Genomic DNA, 20737 nt, shown 5'->3' on the forward strand with positions numbered 1-20737 from the left:
TATGGGGTATGTGGCAGTAAAAGGAGGCACAAAAGCAATAGAGGCATCGATAGATCGACTGAAATATGATCGTTTAAAAGGAAACGAAATTGTGGAGATTAACACAATCTTAGCTACGATGCGCACCCTGGTAGATCAAGTAATGTCTGAGGCTAGTCTGTATGCACCGTTCTTAGCTGCACTTGCGATAAAACAAGCAGGTGGAAGTATGGAGGAAGCTGTTTTTTTATTGAGAGCCCATCGTTCCACGCTGCCGCGAAATTATTATAGTGAGACGGTAGAAGTAGAGAAGATGTTCGTTGAAAGAAGGGTTTCTGCTAGTTTTAAAGATATCCCAGGTGGACAGTTCCTAGGAGCCACCAATGATTATACGCATCGACTTCTAGATTTTAATTTAGTGGAAGAAAGCATGGAAGATCATGAGCAATGGTTAGCTGAATATAAAAAAGGTTTAGAAGGAATAAATGCAACTGAGATACAATATTTTCCTAAGGTTGTAGATTACTTACGGGCGGAAGGGTTATTCAAAACCTATCCGTTAGACGATACTACTCCAAAGGATGTAACAAAGGAAAGCATACAATTTCCCTCTGACAGAAGCGAAAGGCTTCAGGTATTAACAAGGGGGCAAACAGGTGCTGTTACTGCTTTAGGGTATGCATCATTACGAGGATATGGTCAGGTCCATCCAACAATCGGAGAGGTGCGAGTTGGGGATATACCGATTCATGTCAACCACCCATATGAAAAAAATCAGGATGAAGAAGACCTCTTTTATATTGGAGAAATCAAAGTAACGGAAGTAGAATCCTTTGTGCCGGTTCCTGTCAAAAAGAATGATAGAAAAGAAGAGCTGGAATTCGAAATTGGATATGGTATTAGTTTTGGTCAAAACGAAACAAAAGCAATTGCTATGAGTATTTTAGATCAATGCTTAGAATCTCCTCATGGTGAATTTCCTACCCATGACGAGGAATTTGTTCTGTTGCATATTGATTCCGTTGAATCTACAGGATTTATCTCTCATTTAAAGCTACCGCATTATGTGACATTCCAATCTAAATTAGATAGTATGCGCCAAGTAAAGAAGGGAGGAAAAACGAATGCAAACTAAGCCACATTTTGCTTTTTTTGACGAAGGATCGAAAAAAGAAATTCGACGGGCAACATTGAAGGCTGTGGCAATCCCTGGATACCAAGTACCCTTTGCTTCAAGAGAAATGCCGATAGCACGAGGGTGGGGAACAGGCGGTTTGCAGCTGACGTTATCCTTGATCGGTAAAAAGGATGTATTAAAAGTGATAGATCAAGGTGCGGATGAATCAGTAAACGCTGTTAGTATTAAAAAATTAGTACAGTACACTACTGGCGTAGCTTTAACCGATCATACTGCGGAGGCAAATATAATTCAATCCCGACATCGTATTCCTGAGCATCCTTTACGTGAAGATCAAATTTTAGTGTTACAAGTACCAAATCCTGAACCACTTCGAAAAGTAGATGCAAGAGAATATATGACAAAAAGAATGCATGCGGAAGATGATTATAGTGGAGCATGGCTAATCTTGTTTGAGCAGATTATGAAGTATGGAAAAATGACAACTGGTGCGGCTCATCCCGTTTACGTAAATGGCCGATATGTGATGGCGCCAAGTCCGATACCACGCTTTGATAATCCAAAAATGTATTATTCCGATGCATTAATTCTGTTAGGAGCAGGGAGAGAAAAGAAAATTTATGCAGTTCCTCCCTATACCAATGTCGAATCCTTAGCATTTGAGGATTATCCATTCTCTAAAGAATCATTTAAAGGAAAACAATGCAAGCTGTGTGGTGCCGAAGAAGTTTTCCTAGATGAAATTATTAATCAGGAAACAGGGGATAGAACGTATCAATGTAATGATACAAGTTATTGTATGGAACGATTGAATAGTGCCCAAGAAAAAGAGGTGGAAAGCAGCTATGCGTGAACAACCAATTCTACAAGTGAAGAATTTGCAAAAAAAGTTTGGAGAAGGGTGTCAGCATTGTTTGGATCCTGAGATAAGACAGCTTGAAAAAAATTTCTGCCCTTATTGTGGGACTATATACGCGGTACATGATGTTTCCTTTGATTTGTACCCAGGAGAGGTACTAGGGGTGGTTGGTGAAAGTGGAAGTGGAAAGTCAACCATGCTTCAAGGCTTGTATTTTGATATAGAATTAGCAGCTGGAGAGGTATATATTAATGAGCCAATGTTAGCTAGTCAAAATGTATTAACGTTATCTTCTCAACAAAAGCGATACATTCGCAACTATATTTATGGAATGGTTTACCAAAATCCCCTCGATGGATTAAAAATGAAGTTTTCCTCCATTGGGAATATTGCTGAAAAGATGATTGCTGCAGGAAGTAGAAATGTAGGCAATATAGAAGCAAGAAGTAAAGCGTTATTAGAGGATGTTCATATTCCTTTACGACGTATGAAAGAAGAACCACGTAATTTTTCGGGTGGAATGCAGCAAAGAGTCCAAATTGCTAAAGCACTCTCTAATAATCCTCCGATTTTATTTTTAGACGAAGTAACGACTGGACTGGATTTGTCGGTGCAAGCGAGTGTATTAGATCTGATTAAACAAATTCAACGGGAATTACACATTAGCATGATAGTAGTCTCGCATGACCTTGCCGTTATTCGAATGCTTGCAGATCGTTCTATCGTTATGCTGAATGGAACTATTATCGAAAATGGACTAACAGATCAAATATTAGAAGATCCGCAACATGAATATACACAACAGCTAGTTTATTCATTATTATAGGAGGTCGAATGCGTTGTACATTATTCACAACGGGAAGGTAGTCACGGAAAAATCAATATTAAAAGATCATGCTGTTATTGTACAGGGTGAAAAAATTCAAGCAATTATTCAGGAAAATGAAGTAAATAATTACCCCGATGCGAAACGGATTGATGCTAGAGGTGGTTATATTTCTCCAGGATTCATCGATATTCACTCTGATTATATTGAAACTGTCGCATCGCCACGGCCCTCCAGTGTAATGGATTTTAACCTCAGCCTTAGAGAAGCAGAAAAAATATTAATCAACCAGGGTGTCACCACAATGTTTCATTCTCTTTCCTTTTATCGTAAGGAAAAAATTACTCGTAAGCATGTGCGTTATCCTGATAACATGCAAAAAATGATTGATACCATTCATGATACCCACCACCAATTACATATGATACGTCACCGGCTTCATGCTCGTTTTGAGATGGATAATATTGAAGGCATTGATCAGCTTATAGAAAATATTAAAGCTGATAAGGTTCATTTATTATCTTTTATGGATCATACACCAGGGCAAGGTCAATATCGTAATTTGGAAATTTATCGAGAAAATATTAAAGGTCATCGTAATATTTCAGATGAAGAAGTAAACGTATTATTAGCAGAACGTAAAAGTACCGAATTACTTACTATTGAAAAAATAACAGAAGTAGCAGAGCTTGCTCGCACGAAAGGGATTGCTATTGCTTCACATGATGATGACAATACGAAAAAATTAGAATTAGTAAAATCCTTCGGTACGACGATCAGTGAGTTCCCTATCACACTAGAAATAGCAAGAAAAGCCAAGGAGTATGGCTTTTATACGATTGTAGGAGCACCGAATGTACTATTAGGGGGCTCGCACTCTGGAAATCTATCAGCTGCTGCTGCGGTGGAGTATGGATGTGCAGATATACTGTGTAGCGATTACTATCCAGCTGCATTGCTTCATGCCATATTTGAGCTTCATGATCAAAAAGGGATAGATTTACACAAAATATTTATGATGGTGACCTTAAATCCTGCCAAAGCGGTATGTTTAGATAATGAATTAGGCTCGATAAAGGTAGGCAAGAAGGCAGATCTATTAGTAATTGAGCGTATGGGTGATGGATATCCAATGTTAACCGCAACGATGGTAAATGGAGAATTAATAACAACTACGAACTATCGTATCAACTAAAGGAGGTAGCGATGTGACAATGCTCGAGATCAAAGGATTTGGTAAATCTTTTACCATTCATCACTTAAATAAAACAATTCCAGCAGTATCTCCCATGGATTTAACAGTTGAAGCGGGAGAATTTGTAGGGATTGTTGGAAAAAGTGGAAGTGGAAAATCTACCATCTTAAAAAGTATTTACCGAACCTATTTACCATATAGTGGTGAAATTCACTACCATTCTGCACAGTTAGGAAAAATAGATTTAACACAAGCAACAGAACGCCAAATGCTTTATTTACGAAAGAATGAAATCGGTTATGTCTCCCAGTTTTTAAATGTAATGCCACGAACCACCTGTCGTCAGCTTGTTCAGAATGCCTTATTGGAAATGGGAGAATCAAAAGAATCAGCTAAGAGTGAAGCAGAAGCAGCCTTGAAGCATTTCGAAATGGATCCCGAATTGTGGGATAGTTATCCTAAAACCTTTTCTGGTGGGGAGAAGCTTCGTTTAAATATTGCAATGGCTACTGTAAAAAAACCAAGACTATTATTGTTAGATGAACCAACAGCAAGCTTGGATCATCAATCCAAGATTAAGGTGCGAGAAATGATTGAAAAACTAAAAAGTCAAGGTACTACCTTAGTTGGTATCTTTCATGATATTGAGTTCATGGAAGGGCTATGTGACAAAGTTTTTGATATGAAAGATGGGAAGATAGCTTTACCGTTAGAAGGTGTTGTGCATGAAGGCTGATCTGCATGTTCACAGTCATTATTCCGATGGATCTGATTCTGCTGAAAAAATCTTTCAATATGCATCAAATGCCAAGCTGACACATATAAGTGTCGTCGATCATGATACGGTTGACGGATGGTTAGAATTAAAATCACTTAGTTTGAGATATGGCATTCAAGCTATTCCTGGAATTGAAATTTCAGCTTATGATTTTAGAAGAAATCGAAAGGTACATGTCTTAGGGTATCAATATAATCCAGATGCAACTAACATTAAAGCTCTTTGTAATCCATTATTAAAAAGAAGACAAAATAACTCAGTTTGGCAAATAAACCAAATTCGATCGTTAGGGTATGACCTAGACAAAGACATCGTTTCGAAAATAGCTCAACCATCTAATACAATCTACAAACAGCATATTATGAAACAATTAACAGAAGCTAGTTTTACGTCAAGAGAGTATATCAACTTATATAAAATGTTATTTAAAGGAAATGGTATTGCAGCAAAAGATATAGAGTATGTCGATGTGTTCGATGCCGTTCAAGCCATTGTAGCTGATGGAGGCTTAGCGGTCGTGGCTCATCCAGGTCAGCTTGATTCTTATGAATTAATCCCGGAGCTTATAGAAGTAGGGTTAGGAGGAATAGAGCTAATCCATCCAGACCATAACGAGGAAGATCACCGTCGAATTAAGGAATTATCAAGCAAGTATAATCTCATTCTTACTGGTGGAACGGACTACCATGGAATATTTGGTATCGACATTAAAATTGGAGACCTAGTCAGCCCATCCTTACCCGCGAATGAAAGAAATAATTTGATTTATTTTAAATAATGAGGAGGAAATGAAAATGACGAATGTTCATATTGGTTTGAATGTGAAGGATCTAAAGGAAAGTACAAATTTTTATGTGAAGATGTTAGGGGCAGAGCCAGTAAAAGTGAAAGAAGATTATGTGAAATTTTTGATTCAAAATCCTAATTTAAACCTAACCTTAACGCAAAGTGAACAAACAGAAGGTAATCAAATTAACCATTTAGGTATTCAAGTAGAAAGTCGTGAAGCGGTGATGGCGCATAAAGAAAGATTAGAAAAGGAAGGATTTTTTGCCCGTGAAGAAATGGACACCACTTGTTGCTATGCTGTACAAGATAAATTTTGGGTAACAGATCCTAATGGAATAGAATGGGAGTATTTTTATACAAAAGCTGAATCAGATATTAAGATAATTCAAACTATTGAATAGTAAAGAGTTGTTCCGGATTGATGAAAAAAATAAGCTAGCAGATGCCTATTAGGGCATCTGCTAGCTTATTTTTTATTGAATGAAATGAAGAATCGTAAGCTTTCTGGCTTCACTATATTCAAAAATACAAAAAAAAACAGCTGAAACAGCTGTTAGTGTCTTTAACAAATTTGTATCTTTATTGATTGGGATGGGATGCTTATCATCTACTTCAGCAGGATGAGTAGGATGAAAGACTAAAAGATAACAGGACGTTAAAGACTGTCTTCTATTTAAAGTGCGGGATGATTACAGTTATCGCATACGTTATTATAACAATCTGCTTGTTCTGTAATGTTACCTCCGCATTTTGCACACTTTTTCTTGGGTAGATTTCTGAAGAATTCGATGACATTGATCACGTTAATCCCTCCAAAACTATGTTGTATTTGTATTGTAGTATAACAATAACAGAAAATCAACCTTTTGTATTAGTACAATTTTGTATATTTTGTGAACTTTTTCTCAAACTTTCAAGAAAATTGTTTTTCCATATCTATTCTTTTATACTAGGTATGGAGAAAACAAGATAAGGAAAAGATATCGAAAGGAGCTCTACGATGAAATTTATTGATAATAAAGGCGTTACAGACCCTCATATTAATTTGGCAATAGAAGAATATATACTTAAAAACTTTGGTGAAGAAGACACTTATTTACTATTTTATATTAACGAACCATCAATCATTATTGGGAAAAATCAAAATACAGTAGAAGAAATTAATACGAATTATGTAGAGGACAGAGGTATTCATGTGGTTCGTCGCTTATCTGGTGGTGGAGCAGTGTATCATGATCAGGGTAATTTGAATTTTAGTTTTATTACAAAAGATGATGGAGATAGCTTTCACAATTTTGCGAAGTTTACAGAGCCTGTAGTAGAAGCGCTAAAGGAATTAGGTGTACCTGCTGAATTGAAAGGTCGTAATGATTTAGTTGCTAACGATAAAAAAATATCTGGTAACGCACAATTTACAACACGTGGTCGCATGTTTAGTCATGGAACGTTAATGTATGATTCTGAGATAGAGCATGTAGTTAGTGCATTAAATGTGAAAACAGAAAAAATTAAATCCAAAGGTATTAAATCGATTCGAAGCAGAGTAACAAATATATCTGATTTTATGGATGAGAAATTATCGATGGCTGATTTTAAAAAGCACATTTTACTTCATATCTTTGATGTGGAAAAGGTAGAAGATGTGCCAAGTTATGAGCTCACTGAGGAAGACTGGGACAATATTAAAAACCTTTCAGAAGAACGTTATAGACAGTGGGAATGGAATTATGGAAGATCGCCTAAATTCAATGTCCAGCACTCGCATAAATTTGATGGTGGTTTAGTGGATGTTCGTTTAGATGTGAATAAAGGTGTTATTGATCAATGCAAAATTTATGGTGACTTCTTTGGTGTAGGTGACGTCGGAGATTTAGAACAGAAATTAACGGGTGTACAATATGAGCGCAAAGCTTTAGATGAAGCCTTGTCTGATATTGATGTATCACATTACTTAGGTAAAATTACAAAAGATGATTTACTTGGTTTAATTTATTAATGATGAAATCCCCTTTCTTCTGATTGGGGGTTTTCTTCTAGGTTCTTGTTTTTGTCGAACTCATTGTATTTGGAGGAAGCGAAATGATAAAGAAGGTTTTTATCCCCTACCTGTTCTATTGTGTAGCATTAATTATATATTTCGGTTGGCTGTATCCCTTAGAAACTTATGGGGATACAAGATATGCAGCCTATATGCATGCTTTATTTTTTATGCAGCTACCTTTAACAGTTTTGCTTTTATTTTTTGTTTGGAAGCAAAAGTTGTTTATGAAATGGATCGACCGTTATTCTCAGTATGAGTGGATAAAAACATTGGTTTTTGCCTTTTGTCTTGCTTTTTTAGATTTACTTATCCATTTGCCTTTTCGTATAATGGCATTTTTTTTCATGACGCAAGAAGGGGTTAGAAATCAATCACCTTTAAATTGGGTTACAGAAATGTTTATAGAAACGCTTTTGTTTGCTTTAGCACTTACTGTAATTATTTATATCGCACGTATTTTTATGGCGAAATATAAACGTGCCTGGGGAATTATCCTGTGGGTCGTCAGTGTACCAGTGGTACTCTTCATTATGTATATTCAACCAGTATGGCTTGATCCATTATTCGATGAGTTTCAGCCTCTTCCTGAAGGTAGCTTAAAAGAAGAAATTCTAAGCTTAACAAATGAAGCTGGTTTAGAGGATGCCACCCTGCTAATGGTAAATAAGAGTGAAAAGCTAACCACTTTTAATGCTTATGTGACAGGTATTTTTGGACATGCTCGAATTGTGTTATGGGACACGACTTTAGAGGGAATGAATGAAGATGAAATATTATTTATTCTCGCTCATGAAATAGCACATTACATAGATAACCACGTCTATCTTGGTATTAGCCTGTATTTAATATTAAGCTTATTGGTCATGCTCTTTTTAGCATGGCTTACGACACGTTATATAAAGATATCTTACGCTGGAAAAAAGCAGCTACCAAACTTTGAATCGGTTGTGAAACTTCTACTGATTGTTTCTATTCTACTTATTGCTGCAACACCGATGCAACAATTTATTTCACGGCAAATCGAAAGGGAAGCAGATCAGTATGCGATTGTACATACAGATAATTTAGAACCAGCAAAAGAAAGTTATCAAACGCTAGCAGAACAATCAAAAACTGATATTGATCCGTTATTTTTAGTGAAATTTTTCCGCTATTCTCATCCACCTATAAAAGAAAGAATCAATCGAATAGAACAGGAAATGCAGAATCGTGAAACAAATGCCGCGCCTCGTTCGTAACCTTAAGTAGAGGTGAATGAAATGGATAAATTAACAGAAGAACTGCTTATAGCACAAGAAAATGTTAAAACACACCAGCGTTTAGAAAGAGAAAAAAACTTAATGCAGCATGAACTAGCTGACTTGAGGAAAAAGCTTGCGGATACACAAACGAAATTAAAAGTTGAAAAAGATGATGTGGAAAAATTGGAAAGTATGAGCTTAGCAAACTTTTTTCAAACAGTAATCGGAAAAAAAGATGAAAAATTGTTAGAAGAAAAACAAGATGTTGCCCGTGTTCAATTAGTTTTTGAACAGACTAGTAATGCGATTACAGGACTTGAAAAGGAATCGGATATGTTAGAAATACGTATCTCTCAAGTTAGAAATGCAGCATCCAACTATGAAAAATTAAAGCAAGAAAAATTTGATCTATTATTAGCTGAGAATCATCCCCAAAAAACAGATATCCTTGCAACGATTGATCAAATTGGACAATTAGAGTCTGAAAAAAAGGAAATTGAAGAAGCTTTAACAGCAGGTTCAAAAGTAAGTGCTGCGCTTTCCCGAGCTGAAAATGCTTTAGATAAAGCAAAAAATTGGGGAACAGTTGACATGTTTGGTGGAGGCTTACTTACGACTTCGATCAAACATAGTCATATGGATGATGCAAAAGCGGATGTGCAGGAAGCACAACATCTGTTGAGAAAGTTTTCTTTTGAACTAGATGATATTGGTCATGCCTTTGATACCGACATCTCCATTTCTGGCGGATTAACCTTTGCAGATTACTTTTTTGATGGTCTGATCAGTGATTGGTTTGTGCAAGATAAAATCCACCAGTCATTGGAAGAAGTAACGAGTATGAATGAAAAAGTTCGTAGCACGTGTGATGAATTAGCGCATTTATTTGACGAAGTAACTACCTTAGAGGATGATGCTATAAAGGTGTTGGAAAAATTAATTATAGCTGCTAAATAATAACGAAAAAGATTAGGAGCATGGCGCTTTTATCTCGGTTTTTCGCTTGTAACTAGAAATTCTTGATCTGTTATATAGAAGTCTCGATTCGGACGGTCTTTTAATAGGTTTAATTGCTGCAGCTTATGAAAGCTAATTTTTCGATAAGGATCTCCTGAAATGATGGGTAATTCATCGGTTATGTCCATGTATTTGTCGACTGCTCTTTGAACTTCGTCAAGATTTTTGGCCAGTTCATAGTCTTTTTCTTCAAAAAGGTCATAGGTTTCTTTAGACATGTAGTAGGTTTCCTTTGGAATTCCTTTTAGAATGGGTGCAAGTAGATGATAATCTAATGTTAAATCATCATTTACAATAACACTTAATGGGATATGCTTTGGGAGTTCTCGACTAAATAATTGAATCGCTTTTTGTACCTCATCAAAAGAAATGTCTTTGATGGGGTATTCTTTTTTTTTGATTTCTTTTTTCTTTTTATACTTTTCCCACATCTTACCCCTCCTCCTGTGAATTTGATATTTTTATTTTTGAAAAATTTTACTAAAACAGGTTAAAAAAAGCGCTCTCAATTGAGCTTCTGCTGATAATTATACCAAACTTTTGAGATATTACTAAAATATAAGGGTAAAATAGCTAATTTTTCCGGTTTTGCTATACGATTCCTTTATCCGCTGATAATGTGAAAGAAAGCACAATGCTTAAAATTTTAGAGGAGGCTTACATATGTTATACGAAAGTTTACGCGTGGATGAGGTTACACCTGACACATTAGCAGTGATTGGAAAAAAGGAAGATGGGAAGTATGTTGCAAAGATAATGGAATGGAATGAGGAAAATGATTATGAATCAGAATTTAGTGCGAGACAGATTTTAGATACTACTTGCAGATTCTTTGGAAGTAGCCTGCAAGGAAGGTTAGATGGGACCAAGATGATTACGGGTATCACTCATAAGCCGCCTGTAGTGATTAATGGTGCCTGCGGTATGTATTTTTTTCCTGTGGCATCACCCTTGCATCCAGATTGTATTTGGATAGCACATTCCCATATCGATCGTTTGGAACGTTTGGAGCATCGATCCACCCGAATTTTATTTAAAAATGGACGTTTTTTAGAGCTTGAGGTTTCTTATCCTTCGTTGGTCAACCAGTTACACCGAACGGCACAATATCGCTACCTATTAGATAACCGAACGCAAGAACCAAGAAAAGAACCTTCAGATATGGTAGCTGAGATGGTGTTTGAAAAAAGGAGCAAAAGGAAGCAGTGATTTTTTCTAGGTAAAGTAATTCTGTTGCAATGTACAAGATGCATGTTGTACTCTTGATGAAATATCGTCCTGTTCAAAAGATTAATTGATATTTCAAAGGAGAATTAGAACGTTGGAAAAAGGAATAAAGTATTTGCGATTTTGGCTTTTTGCTATGTGCTTTACTGTGTTTTGGGTTATATATGGTTGTTTTGTTTTCATAAAAAACTTAGTAGTAGAAAATAATTTTGACATGCAAGCAGTATACTTAATTTTGGGCATGTTGATTTTGTTTTTTCAATCCAATAAAGAATTTAAAAAACTAAAAAGATAATACAGCATAAAGGTTTAGCTGAATAAGAAGGAGCAATTTCCAATAAGGAATTGGTTCTTTTTTTTTGCCAAGATGGAAGAAAGACTCCCCACATTCGCTCTTAAAATAAGCGAATGCGCAAGTCGCTTAAGGAGAAATTTTATTTGTCGGTGCTGATTCAGTAAAAGCATGATGGATTAATTCCTCTAAAATGGTTTCTACTTTTTTTCGAATGGCAGGATTGAAATAATTTCGCTTTTCTTCTTTTCCTTTACAAATAAAAAGGTAGGAGGAAAAAGAGTCTTTACGTTCTAAAGGGATGACCTGTAATTTCATTTGGTACATGTCTTTTCGTAAATATTGCCGTTCTTTTGTAGCGTTTTTTTCCATTTGATGCAGCAAAGCTACATAAGGCTCATTAATTTTGAAAGGGTGCTCTTTTTCTAACCGTGACAGGTCTTGTTTAATGACCTGGAGAGCCATGGAGAGAAATAAAAAACGAGAAGCGAGCTTCCATTCAGTTTCAGTTAAATATCTCATGATGTATCCTCCTAAAAGGGAACGTTTGTTCTATTATATGTGGCGAATTTAAAAAGTGCAAGCGGTAAATTCTTCTTCTTATAAAAAATTTATAAATGTTAAGTGTTTAAGTAGGCAAAAAGGGGGAAATCTTATAAAATAAAAGGTAATAGAAAGAAATGGAAAAGCTGTTCGAAGTCAGGAGAGCATCATAAATGAAACTTAATCATATTAATAATATTGAGGAAATAGATATAGAAGAAATTCGAGAATTAATTGAAGCCAATGAATATGATCAGCTTGTTGCCTTTTTGCTGAAAAGCTATGAAAGTTTAGGACCAATTCCAGGAATATTATTACCTTTTCTCGAAGCTTTTCTCCCCTTTTTACCTTTAGTTGTATTCGTTGTCACGAATGTAGCGGCCTACGGTCTTCTTGAAGGCTTTTTGCTTTCATGGGCAGGTGCAAGTGCTGGGGCTATTATGGTCTTTATTGTCGTAAGGCGGCTTGGTAATACGCGTTTCTTTAAATGGATTAGGAGAAATAAACAGGTAACCAAGGTTACCCATTGGTTGGACCGTCATGGTTTTGGGCCATTATTTTTATTACTCTGTTTTCCATTTTCACCCTCAGCAATCATTAATTTAGTAGCAGCACTCTCAAAAATTAATATTTATCAATTTGTTCTAGCTGTTTTATTAGGAAAGGCAGTCATGATTTTTACTATTTCTTATATCGGAGACAGTATTACATCTTTTGCACAAAACCCACTAAAAACAATTTTAGTAGGGGTTGGAATCACCTTGTTCTGGTTGATAGGTAAATATATAGAGAAAAGACTCCAAAAGAAAGTAGATAAAACAGCCAAATGGAGTGAAGATCAAGGTTAAGTTCCTTCATAAGGGGGTAAAATAGTAATATATGGACCCGTTGGAGGGGTAGATGATGAAAAAGAGAAAAATCTGGATTTTTTTGCGTGTGGTAGCTATTGCTTTTTTAATTGCGTTCTTCTTTCGCTTTTACTTATTTGCAAGCTATATCGTCGACGGAAAATCAATGGAACCCACTTTATATGATGGTAATCTATTAATGGTGAATAAAATGATTTATGATTTTCAAGACGTTGATCGATTTGATGTTATTGTGTTTCATGCAAATTCAAAAGAAGATTATGTAAAGCGTGTTATTGGTAAAGCAGGAGATGAAATCGAGTATAAGGATGATCGTTTATATATTAACGATAAAGCCGTGGAGGAAAAATATTTAGAAGCCTTTAGAGACTCTGCGCGATTACCATTAACTAAAGATTTTACTCTAGAAGAATTAACTGGTGAAAGCAGTGTACCTAAAGGGAAATTGTTTGTACTAGGAGATAATCGTCATAAAAGTATGGATAGTAGATCCTTTGGTTTTATTGATGCCAATGAAATTGTCGGAAAAGTGGATATCAGATATTGGCCGATGTCTGAGTTGAATTTTCAATTTGCTAATTAAGAAGCAGCGAGAAAAACAAAAAGGAGTATGAAGCTCCTTTTTTAAATGGAATGAAAAGGAACATTCGTTCTGTTTTTAACTATCAAAAAAAGTTGTATCGTGTTAAAATAATAAAGAAATGTTGGGTAGGAAGAAATCAAGGAAGAAGGTGTGTTAGATGCTTGAATTAATTATTGGGAACGCAGGCCAAGATAAAAGTAAGCAATGTGTAGATCAAATAAAAGATAAGTTAAGAGAGAATCCAAAGGGCCCTCCCATTTTATATATTGTTCCTGATCAAATGACCTTTCAACAAGAATATGCTTTATTAAATAACGATGAGGTAAACGGCAGTATTCGTGCGCAAGTCTACAGCTTTTCGCGCCTTTCTTTTCGTGTTATGCAAGAGGTGGGCGGTGCTACAAGGAAGTTTATTAGCTCCACTGGTATTCAAATGATGCTACGAAAAATTGTCGAAGAACATAAGGAAGAATGGAAAGTTTTCGAAAAAGCGATAGAAAAAAGAGGCTTTATTGAGCAATTGGAGCAAATGATAACAGAGTTTAAACGTTACCAAGTAACACCTGAATTATTAGCAATGAAAATAGAGGAATTAGAGAGCTTTAGGCATTTAGAACAGCACGAGATTGCCTTAAAAGAGAAATTATATGATTTATATTATATTTACGACCGTCTAGTAACGGAATTGGTTGGTACATACATAGATAGTGAAGACCAGTTGAAAATTTTAACTGAGCAATTGGAAGAATCCGATTTTTTAGATAATACCGAGGTTTACTTAGACGGGTTTCATCGTTTCACACCTCAAGAGCTTGCAGTTGTCGAACAGCTGATAAAAAAAGCGACGAAAGTTTCGATTACGCTAACATTGAATAAGCCGGAAGAAGAACAAATTTCAGAATTAGATTTATTTTGCCAAACGAAAGAAACCTATCAAACACTTTTTCAATTAGCAGAAGAAAATGGTGTGAAAGTAACTGTTGATGACTTAAATGAAGAAAAAGGGATATTTCATGAAGCACCGCATTTCTCTCATCTAGAAAAGTATTTTGATATACGACCGGCTCCTACCTATGAAGAGAAAGTGCCAATACAAATAGCAGAGGCCGTTCACCCTCGAGCAGAGGTAGAAGGTGTCGCGCAAGAGATTCTAAAGCTTGTAAGGGAGAAAAAGCTTCGCTACCGTGATATTGCTCTGTTAATTCGTGAATCAGCAGTTTATCACGATTTAATTCGTACTGTTTTTCAAGATTATAATATTCCAGTTTTTATCGATGAAAAAAGAACGATGTTAAATCATCCCTTAATTGAATTAATCCGTTCCTTATTGGATGTGGTAGAAGGTAATTGGCGCTATGACACCTTATTTCGCTTACTGAAAACGGAATTTATACCGGCATCTAACGCCCAATTCCCTCTTAATCAAGAGGCAATAGATGAGTTAGAAAACTACGTACTTGAATACGGGATTCGTGGAAGATCTCACTGGATGAGTGACAAACCTTGGATATTTCAACGATTCAAGGGTTTTGATCAAACCGTCCAAACGGATATTGAAAAAGAAACCCAAGAAAGAATTAACCATTATCGTGATCAAGTTGTCTCTGCTCTAGAAGAGATTGATCACCACCTTAGAACAAAAGAGACAGCAAAAGAAAAAGCTATAGTGTTATTTGAGTGGTTGGAAAAAATCCAGGTTCCAGCGAAACTAGAAGAAATTCGCACAGAACAAGATGAAAAAGGGGAACCGGAAAAGGCGAGAGAACAAGAGCAAGTATGGGATAGCATCCTGCAATTACTAGAAGAATTAACTGAAATAACGGGTAAAGAACCAATGAAATTAACAACCTTTCGTGAGGTGCTCGAAGCAGGTTTTGATTCCTTGCAATTTTCTCATGTCCCACCAAGCTTAGATCATGTGGTGGTGGGTTCGATTGACCGTTCAAGAATGACTGGTGTGAAGGCAGCCTTTCTTTTAGGTGTGAATGAAGGCGTTTGGCCAATGAAACAAAGTGGTGACAGCATTATTTCGGAAGAAGAAAGAGATTTGCTTAGAGATACAGGCATCCAATTAGCGGAAGGCAGTAAACGAAAGCTTTTAGATGATTGGTTCTATGTTTATCTTGCGTTTACCCTGCCAAGCGAACATCTTTGGATCAGCTATCCTATAAGCAATGAAGAAGGAAAACAGAAAATGCCTTCTCCATTAATTAAACGCATGGAGGAATTGTTCTCCCATTGTTCGGATCATCTATTCTTGCAAGACCCAGAAGAGATGAAGGATGCCACGCGTTTTGTTACCACCCCGGTAAAAACAAGAGGGGCTTTAACGGCGCAACTTTCAAAAGCATTTAGGGGTTACCCAATTGATTCTGTTTGGTATCACGTGCTGAATTGGTATATGAAGTATGAACCTGAAAAAGGGGTAAATTATCGAATTTTAAATGGCTTATTCTATCGAAATAAGGTAAGTAATTTAAATCAGACGACGGTTAAGGATATTTATCCAAAAGAAATGAAAGCAAGTGTCTCTCGTTTAGAAATGTACTATCGGTGTTCCTATCAACATTTTGCTAAATATAGCCTAGGTTTAGAAGAACGGCCGACCTATAAACTCGATGCCCCTGACATTGGTCAGCTTTTTCATGAAGCTTTAAAGAAAATCACAGAATGGGTGCAAAAGGATGGTAAAACTTTTCAGGATATAGAGCTACCAGATTCGAAGCAATATGCTAAAAAAGCGATGACGAATTTAGCGCCTATTTTACAGCATCAGATTTTGCATAGCTCCAATCGTTATCAATATATTCAAAAGAAATTAGAAGCGGTTATCGCGAGAGCTACTTTTATTCTAAGTGAACAGGCAAGAAAAAGTGCATTTTCACCAGTAGGACTGGAAGTGGGATTTGGCTATCCTAATCAATTAGATCCAATCGAGATCGATTTACAAAACGACTATGCACTGCAATTAAGAGGTAGAATTGACCGAGTAGATAAGGCAATGGAACAAGATCAACTATGGCTAAGAATTATTGATTATAAATCAAGTGCAAAAGGATTGAATTTAGTAGAAGTTTATTATGGTCTCGCACTCCAGATGCTAACCTATTTAGACGTAATTTTATCAAATGCATACACTTGGCTAGGAAAAGAAGCAAAGCCGGCAGGAGTGCTTTATTTCCATGTGCATAACCCAATGTTATCCGAGAGTAGTATGCTTGAAGAAGATCAATTAGAAGAAGCTTTATTTAAGCAATTTAAAATGAAAGGTTTATTAATGGAAGATGCGAATGTTATGACATTGATGGATGACCAATTAGATACAGGAATGAGTAAAATCATACCTGCAGGATTAAAGAAGAATGGTGAATTCAGAAAAGGCTCAGATATCGCTGATGAAGAAACATTTAACCAATTAAGAGGGTATATTCACCAATTAATGCAAAATGCTGGGATTGATATTACACAAGGAAACGTCCATCTTAATCCATTTCAAAATAATCAACAATCAGCATGTACGTTTTGCTCCTTTAAATCGGTATGTCAATTTGATCCAACCTTGGCAGAAAATAATTACCGAAAATTAACAAAAATGAAAGACACAGAAGTAATAGAGGCAATTAAGCGAGGTGAGGGTTAATGCCACAATGGACAGACGAGCAACAAGATGCTATTTATACGGCAGGAAAAAATATATTAGTAGCAGCAGCAGCTGGCTCAGGGAAAACAGCAGTTTTAGTGGAACGGATTATTCAAAAATTACTGAATAAAGAAAATCAGATTGATATTGATTCTTTACTTGTTGTTACCTTTACCAATGCAGCGGCACAAGAAATGAGAAATCGAGTAGGGGAGGCTTTAGCCCAAGCTTTAGAAAAAGATCCAACTTCACTGCATTTAAAAAAGCAGCTTTCCCTCTTACAGCACGCTCAAATTTCAACGCTACATGCTTTCTGTATGGAGTTAGTACGCAAAAATGCTTACAACATTGATATCGACCCAAATTTTAGAATTGCAGATGATGTAGAAGGAGACATGATTAGACAGGAAGTGTTGGAGGATTTATTTGAAGCCTGGTACGGAAGTGAAGAAGCGGAACAAGCTGCTTTTTTTGATGTAGTCGATCGATTTTCGAATGACCGAAGTGACCTCGAAGTAGAAGCCTTAGTCCTTCAGTTATATGAGTTTGCCATGAAGCATCCATGGCCCGAAGCATGGCTAGATAATATGGCAGACATGTATGATGTGAAAGAAGACGTAGACGAGGATCAATTACCATGGTTAGTTCTTTTAAAAGAAGAAGTAAAACGTCAATTGGATGCCATGGAAGCACAAACCCTACAAGCTCTAGAAATTACAAAGGAAAGTGATGGTCCTTATACCTATGCTGAAGCACTTGATGAAGATTTACGAATGATTCAAGATGCTAAAGGTAGCCTTGCACTTTCATGGGAACATGCGCGTCAAGTATTTTCAGCTGAAAAATTCAAAACTCTTTCCAGAAAGAAAATGGACTGTGATAAAGCGAAGCAAGACCAAGTAAAAGCACTGAGAGACCAAGTGAAGAAGAAGTGGAACAAGCTTTCGTCAGAATGGTTTACAAGAGCTCTAGCTGCGCATTTAGGGGATATGCACAAGCTCTATCCCACAGTAAAACACTTAATTGGTATGGTAAAAGCTTTTAAGGAAGGGTATCGCCAAGCAAAAAAAGAAAAAGGACTAGTAGATTTCTCAGATCTTGAGCATTTTGCACTCGATTTATTACGGCATGAAGAGGCAAGTGTGGAAGCTATGAAGCCATCTAACCTAGCCTTAAATTTACAACAAAAATACAATGAAATATTAGTTGATGAATATCAAGATACTAATCTCGTGCAAGAATCTATTATTACTCTTGTATCCAATCAAAAAAATAACGGTAATATTTTTATGGTAGGCGATGTAAAGCAAAGCATCTACCGTTTTAGACATGCAGAGCCTTCTTTGTTTATTGAAAAGTATAACCGTTTTAAAAAACCAGATGATCCAGGGTATCGTATTGATTTAGCTCGCAACTTTAGAAGTAGAGAAGAAGTTTTATCTGGAGCAAACTTTATTTTTAGACAGCTCTTAGATGAAGAGGTTGGCGAAGTAAGTTATAACGAAGATGCAGAACTTATATATGGAAATAGGGAATATGACGACGTCCCACTTGCAAATCCAGAAGCAGAACTGATGATTATCGATCAAGCAGAAAAAGAAGAAGATACTACACAAACTGAGGATGAAAATACCGAGGATATTGATAAAGCACAAATTGAAGCGCGTGCGTATGCGAAGAAAATAAAAGAATGGATCGGTGATGGGGAACAAGAACCGCTTCAAGTAGTGGATAAACAAACGGGTAACCAGCGCAATATAAACTACCGTGATGTTGTTATTTTGATGCGATCCATGACATGGGCACCGACCATCATGGATGAATTCAAAAAACAAGGGATTCCTGTCTATGCAGAACTGGCTGCAGGCTACTTACAGGCAATAGAAATTCGTGTAATGGTTAGTTTACTAAAAGTAATCGATAATCCAAGACAGGACATTCCGCTTGCTTCTGTTTTACGTTCGCCTATTCTTGATATTAACGAAGATGACTTAGCACAGATCAGACTTGCCAAAAAGCGGGCTTCCTATTACGAAGCGTTAGTAACCTATGTAAAGGAAGCGGAAGACAGCCCACTTCAATCGAGATTAGCAACATTTTTACAACAATTAAAAGAATGGCGAAAACAAGCAAGACAAGGTGCATTATCAGAATTGATTTGGAATATCTTCCGTGGAACTGGTTATTATGATTTTGTTGGTGGTATTCCGGGAGGGCGGCAGCGTCAAGCTAATTTACGCGCACTCTATGATCGTGCTAGAAGCTATGAATCCACTTCATTCCGGGGATTATTCCGATTCTTGCGTTTTATTGAGCGCATGGAGGAAAAAGGAGATGACTTGGGTGCAGCAAAAGCACTTGGGGAACAAGAAGATGTTGTAAGGATTATGACGATTCATAAGAGTAAGGGACTAGAGTTTCCTGCTGTAATAGTAGGAGCGATGGGTAAGCAATTTAACCAACAGGATTTACGGGAAAAATATCTACTGCACAAGGAATTGGGATTTAGCAGTAAATATATCGACCCAGAAAAAAGAATCATGTATCCAACTCTTGCATATCATGCACTTAAGACAGCGATGCAAAGAGAAATGTGGGCAGAAGAAATGCGTGTATTATATGTTGCCTTAACACGTGCTAAAGAAAAACTAGTGATGGTAGGTACTGTCAGTGATTTAGATAAAAAAATAGAAAAATGGGAAATGATTAAAAATCACACAGAATGGACATTGCCATCTCATTTTCGTCTCGACGCTAAAACGTACTTAGATTGGGTGGGGGCCAGCTTAATTCGGCATAAAAGTGCTAGTGTTTTATCAAGTGAGAAGCCACCAAGTAACGCAGAAGCTGTTTACTTAGACAACTCTAAATGGAAAGTCACGAGAATTGCTAGTAATATTTTTATGAATATGGTGGATGAAAAGCTAGAGAAAAATGAAAAATTAACAAATGCTATTCAAAATTGGAGCCCACTTAACATAGAGCCAGACCCAGAGAAAGAAAAAGTGGTAGAAAAGCTAAATGAAACTTATGCTTATCAAGCATCTGTAAACTATCGAGCGAAACAATCTGTCACAGAGATTAAAAGACAAAATGAAATTAGAGATAGTAATAGTGACGCAAAGCTAATCGAACCAAATCGAGTGCCAATTACAAGAAGGCCCCGTTTCATGCAAGAGGAGAAAAAACTAACAGCTGTAGAAATAGGGACAGCGATGCATACCGTTATGCAACATCTTCCTTTTGATAGGCAATGGGCCAAGAATGATTTAAAGGAATTTATTGCAAGATTGGTTGAAAAGGAAATGCTAACAGAAGCTGAAGCAGAGACAGTTGATCAAGAAGCGATTCTTGCATTGTTTCAGACAGAAATAGGGCAAAGGTTATTAGAAGTAGAAGAGGTGCATCGTGAAGTGCCTTTTACGATGACACTTAGTGCAAAAGAGATTTACAATGACGATGCAATAGATAAAGATGAGCGTGTATTTATTCAAGGGGTAATAGATTGTCTCATTCCTGATGAAAAAGGTTGGATCCTTTTGGATTACAAGACAGATACAATCACTGGTGAAGTCACTGCTGAAAAAATAAATACGTTAAAAAAGCGGTATGAAACACAATTAAATCTTTATGCAAAAGCACTTGAATCAATTTGGAAGCAACCAATTACAGCAAAATATCTTTACTTTTTTGATAAAAGTTTACTGATTCAGTTATAAC

The 20737-nt window shown here is 36.4% G+C and carries 19 protein-coding genes; 16 read left to right on the forward strand and 3 right to left on the reverse strand.

What is annotated here, in order from left to right:
* Window position 1: 1 nt before the first annotated feature.
* The 7 genes from DFR57_RS09450 to DFR57_RS09480 are packed head-to-tail and all read left to right on the forward strand — an operon-like array spanning window position 2 to window position 5965.
* Window positions 2-1114 (forward strand): carbon-phosphorus lyase complex subunit PhnI, encoded by a 1113-nt coding sequence (locus DFR57_RS09450; RefSeq protein ID WP_114352907.1) that lies wholly within the window; start codon window positions 2-4, stop codon window positions 1112-1114.
* Window positions 1104-1970 carry an alpha-D-ribose 1-methylphosphonate 5-phosphate C-P-lyase PhnJ gene (locus tag DFR57_RS09455; protein ID WP_114352908.1) on the forward strand — a complete coding sequence of 289 codons (867 nt, stop codon included), beginning with the start codon at window positions 1104-1106 and terminating at the stop codon, window positions 1968-1970. The genes DFR57_RS09450 and DFR57_RS09455 overlap by 11 nt, the downstream gene beginning before the upstream one ends.
* On the forward strand, window positions 1963-2802 hold the full coding sequence (locus DFR57_RS09460) for an ATP-binding cassette domain-containing protein (protein WP_114352909.1): 840 nt from the start codon (window positions 1963-1965) through the stop codon (window positions 2800-2802). Before DFR57_RS09455 ends, DFR57_RS09460 begins: the two co-directional genes overlap by 8 nt.
* A gap of 13 nt (window positions 2803-2815) precedes the next feature.
* Entirely contained in the window at window positions 2816-3997 is a 1182-nt protein-coding gene (gene phnM, locus DFR57_RS09465; RefSeq protein WP_114352910.1) for a phosphonate metabolism protein PhnM, read from the forward strand.
* A gap of 13 nt (window positions 3998-4010) precedes the next feature.
* Window positions 4011-4733: a phosphonate C-P lyase system protein PhnL gene (phnL, locus tag DFR57_RS09470; RefSeq protein WP_114352911.1), complete on the forward strand. Its 723-nt coding sequence runs from the start codon at window positions 4011-4013 to the stop codon at window positions 4731-4733.
* Window positions 4723-5553: a PHP domain-containing protein gene (locus DFR57_RS09475; protein WP_114352912.1), complete on the forward strand. Its 831-nt coding sequence runs from the start codon at window positions 4723-4725 to the stop codon at window positions 5551-5553. Before phnL ends, DFR57_RS09475 begins: the two co-directional genes overlap by 11 nt.
* A gap of 16 nt (window positions 5554-5569) precedes the next feature.
* Window positions 5570-5965 (forward strand): ArsI/CadI family heavy metal resistance metalloenzyme, encoded by a 396-nt coding sequence (locus DFR57_RS09480; protein ID WP_114352913.1) that lies wholly within the window; start codon window positions 5570-5572, stop codon window positions 5963-5965.
* 272 nt (window positions 5966-6237) lie between these two features.
* Here the strand turns inward: DFR57_RS09480 and yhfH are convergent, their stop codons facing one another.
* The gene (yhfH, locus tag DFR57_RS09485) at window positions 6238-6366 is read right to left on the reverse strand and encodes a protein YhfH (RefSeq protein ID WP_114352914.1); all 129 of its coding nucleotides are present in this window, start codon (window positions 6364-6366) and stop codon (window positions 6238-6240) included.
* Window positions 6367-6564: 198 nt separating this feature from the next.
* On the opposite strand from yhfH, the gene lplA reads away from it, so the two are divergent.
* From lplA to DFR57_RS09500, 3 genes are all read left to right on the forward strand, one after another.
* Complete coding sequence (gene lplA / locus DFR57_RS09490) at window positions 6565-7560, forward strand: lipoate--protein ligase (protein WP_114352915.1); 996 nt, start codon at window positions 6565-6567, stop codon at window positions 7558-7560.
* A gap of 83 nt (window positions 7561-7643) precedes the next feature.
* Window positions 7644-8843 carry a M48 family metalloprotease gene (locus DFR57_RS09495; RefSeq protein WP_114352916.1) on the forward strand — a complete coding sequence of 400 codons (1200 nt, stop codon included), beginning with the start codon at window positions 7644-7646 and terminating at the stop codon, window positions 8841-8843.
* A 21-nt stretch (window positions 8844-8864) separates the two neighbouring features.
* Window positions 8865-9803, forward strand: coding sequence for a hypothetical protein (locus DFR57_RS09500; protein ID WP_114352917.1), 939 nt, complete (start codon window positions 8865-8867; stop codon window positions 9801-9803).
* A 29-nt stretch (window positions 9804-9832) separates the two neighbouring features.
* Here DFR57_RS09500 and DFR57_RS09505 read toward each other — a convergent pair whose 3' ends face one another.
* Window positions 9833-10294 (reverse strand): DUF3939 domain-containing protein, encoded by a 462-nt coding sequence (locus DFR57_RS09505; protein ID WP_114352918.1) that lies wholly within the window; start codon window positions 10292-10294, stop codon window positions 9833-9835.
* Window positions 10295-10526: 232 nt separating this feature from the next.
* Here DFR57_RS09505 and DFR57_RS09510 point away from each other — a divergent pair, with 232 nt between their 5' ends.
* Together DFR57_RS09510 and DFR57_RS09515 are read left to right on the forward strand one after the other, a co-directional pair.
* Entirely contained in the window at window positions 10527-11072 is a 546-nt protein-coding gene (locus DFR57_RS09510) for a competence protein ComK (protein WP_114352919.1), read from the forward strand.
* Between the two features lie 112 nt (window positions 11073-11184).
* Window positions 11185-11385: a hypothetical protein gene (locus DFR57_RS09515; protein ID WP_114352920.1), complete on the forward strand. Its 201-nt coding sequence runs from the start codon at window positions 11185-11187 to the stop codon at window positions 11383-11385.
* A gap of 126 nt (window positions 11386-11511) precedes the next feature.
* Here DFR57_RS09515 and DFR57_RS09520 read toward each other — a convergent pair whose 3' ends face one another.
* Window positions 11512-11904 carry a YhjD family protein gene (locus DFR57_RS09520; RefSeq protein ID WP_114352921.1) on the reverse strand — a complete coding sequence of 131 codons (393 nt, stop codon included), beginning with the start codon at window positions 11902-11904 and terminating at the stop codon, window positions 11512-11514.
* A gap of 194 nt (window positions 11905-12098) precedes the next feature.
* Here DFR57_RS09520 and DFR57_RS09525 point away from each other — a divergent pair, with 194 nt between their 5' ends.
* The 4 genes from DFR57_RS09525 (at window position 12099) to addA (ending at window position 20736) form a co-directional block, all read left to right on the forward strand.
* Window positions 12099-12773, forward strand: coding sequence for a TVP38/TMEM64 family protein (locus DFR57_RS09525; protein WP_114352922.1), 675 nt, complete (start codon window positions 12099-12101; stop codon window positions 12771-12773).
* A 55-nt stretch (window positions 12774-12828) separates the two neighbouring features.
* Entirely contained in the window at window positions 12829-13377 is a 549-nt protein-coding gene (gene lepB, locus DFR57_RS09530; protein ID WP_114352923.1) for a signal peptidase I, read from the forward strand.
* Window positions 13378-13534: 157 nt separating this feature from the next.
* Window positions 13535-17017, forward strand: coding sequence for a helicase-exonuclease AddAB subunit AddB (gene addB, locus DFR57_RS09535; RefSeq protein ID WP_114352924.1), 3483 nt, complete (start codon window positions 13535-13537; stop codon window positions 17015-17017).
* Window positions 17017-20736 (forward strand): helicase-exonuclease AddAB subunit AddA, encoded by a 3720-nt coding sequence (gene addA / locus DFR57_RS09540; RefSeq protein WP_114352925.1) that lies wholly within the window; start codon window positions 17017-17019, stop codon window positions 20734-20736. The genes addB and addA overlap by 1 nt, the downstream gene beginning before the upstream one ends.
* Window position 20737 lies beyond the last annotated feature (1 nt).

Source organism: Saliterribacillus persicus (genome assembly GCF_003337485.1).
Lineage (GTDB): Bacteria > Bacillota > Bacilli > Bacillales > Amphibacillaceae > Saliterribacillus > Saliterribacillus persicus.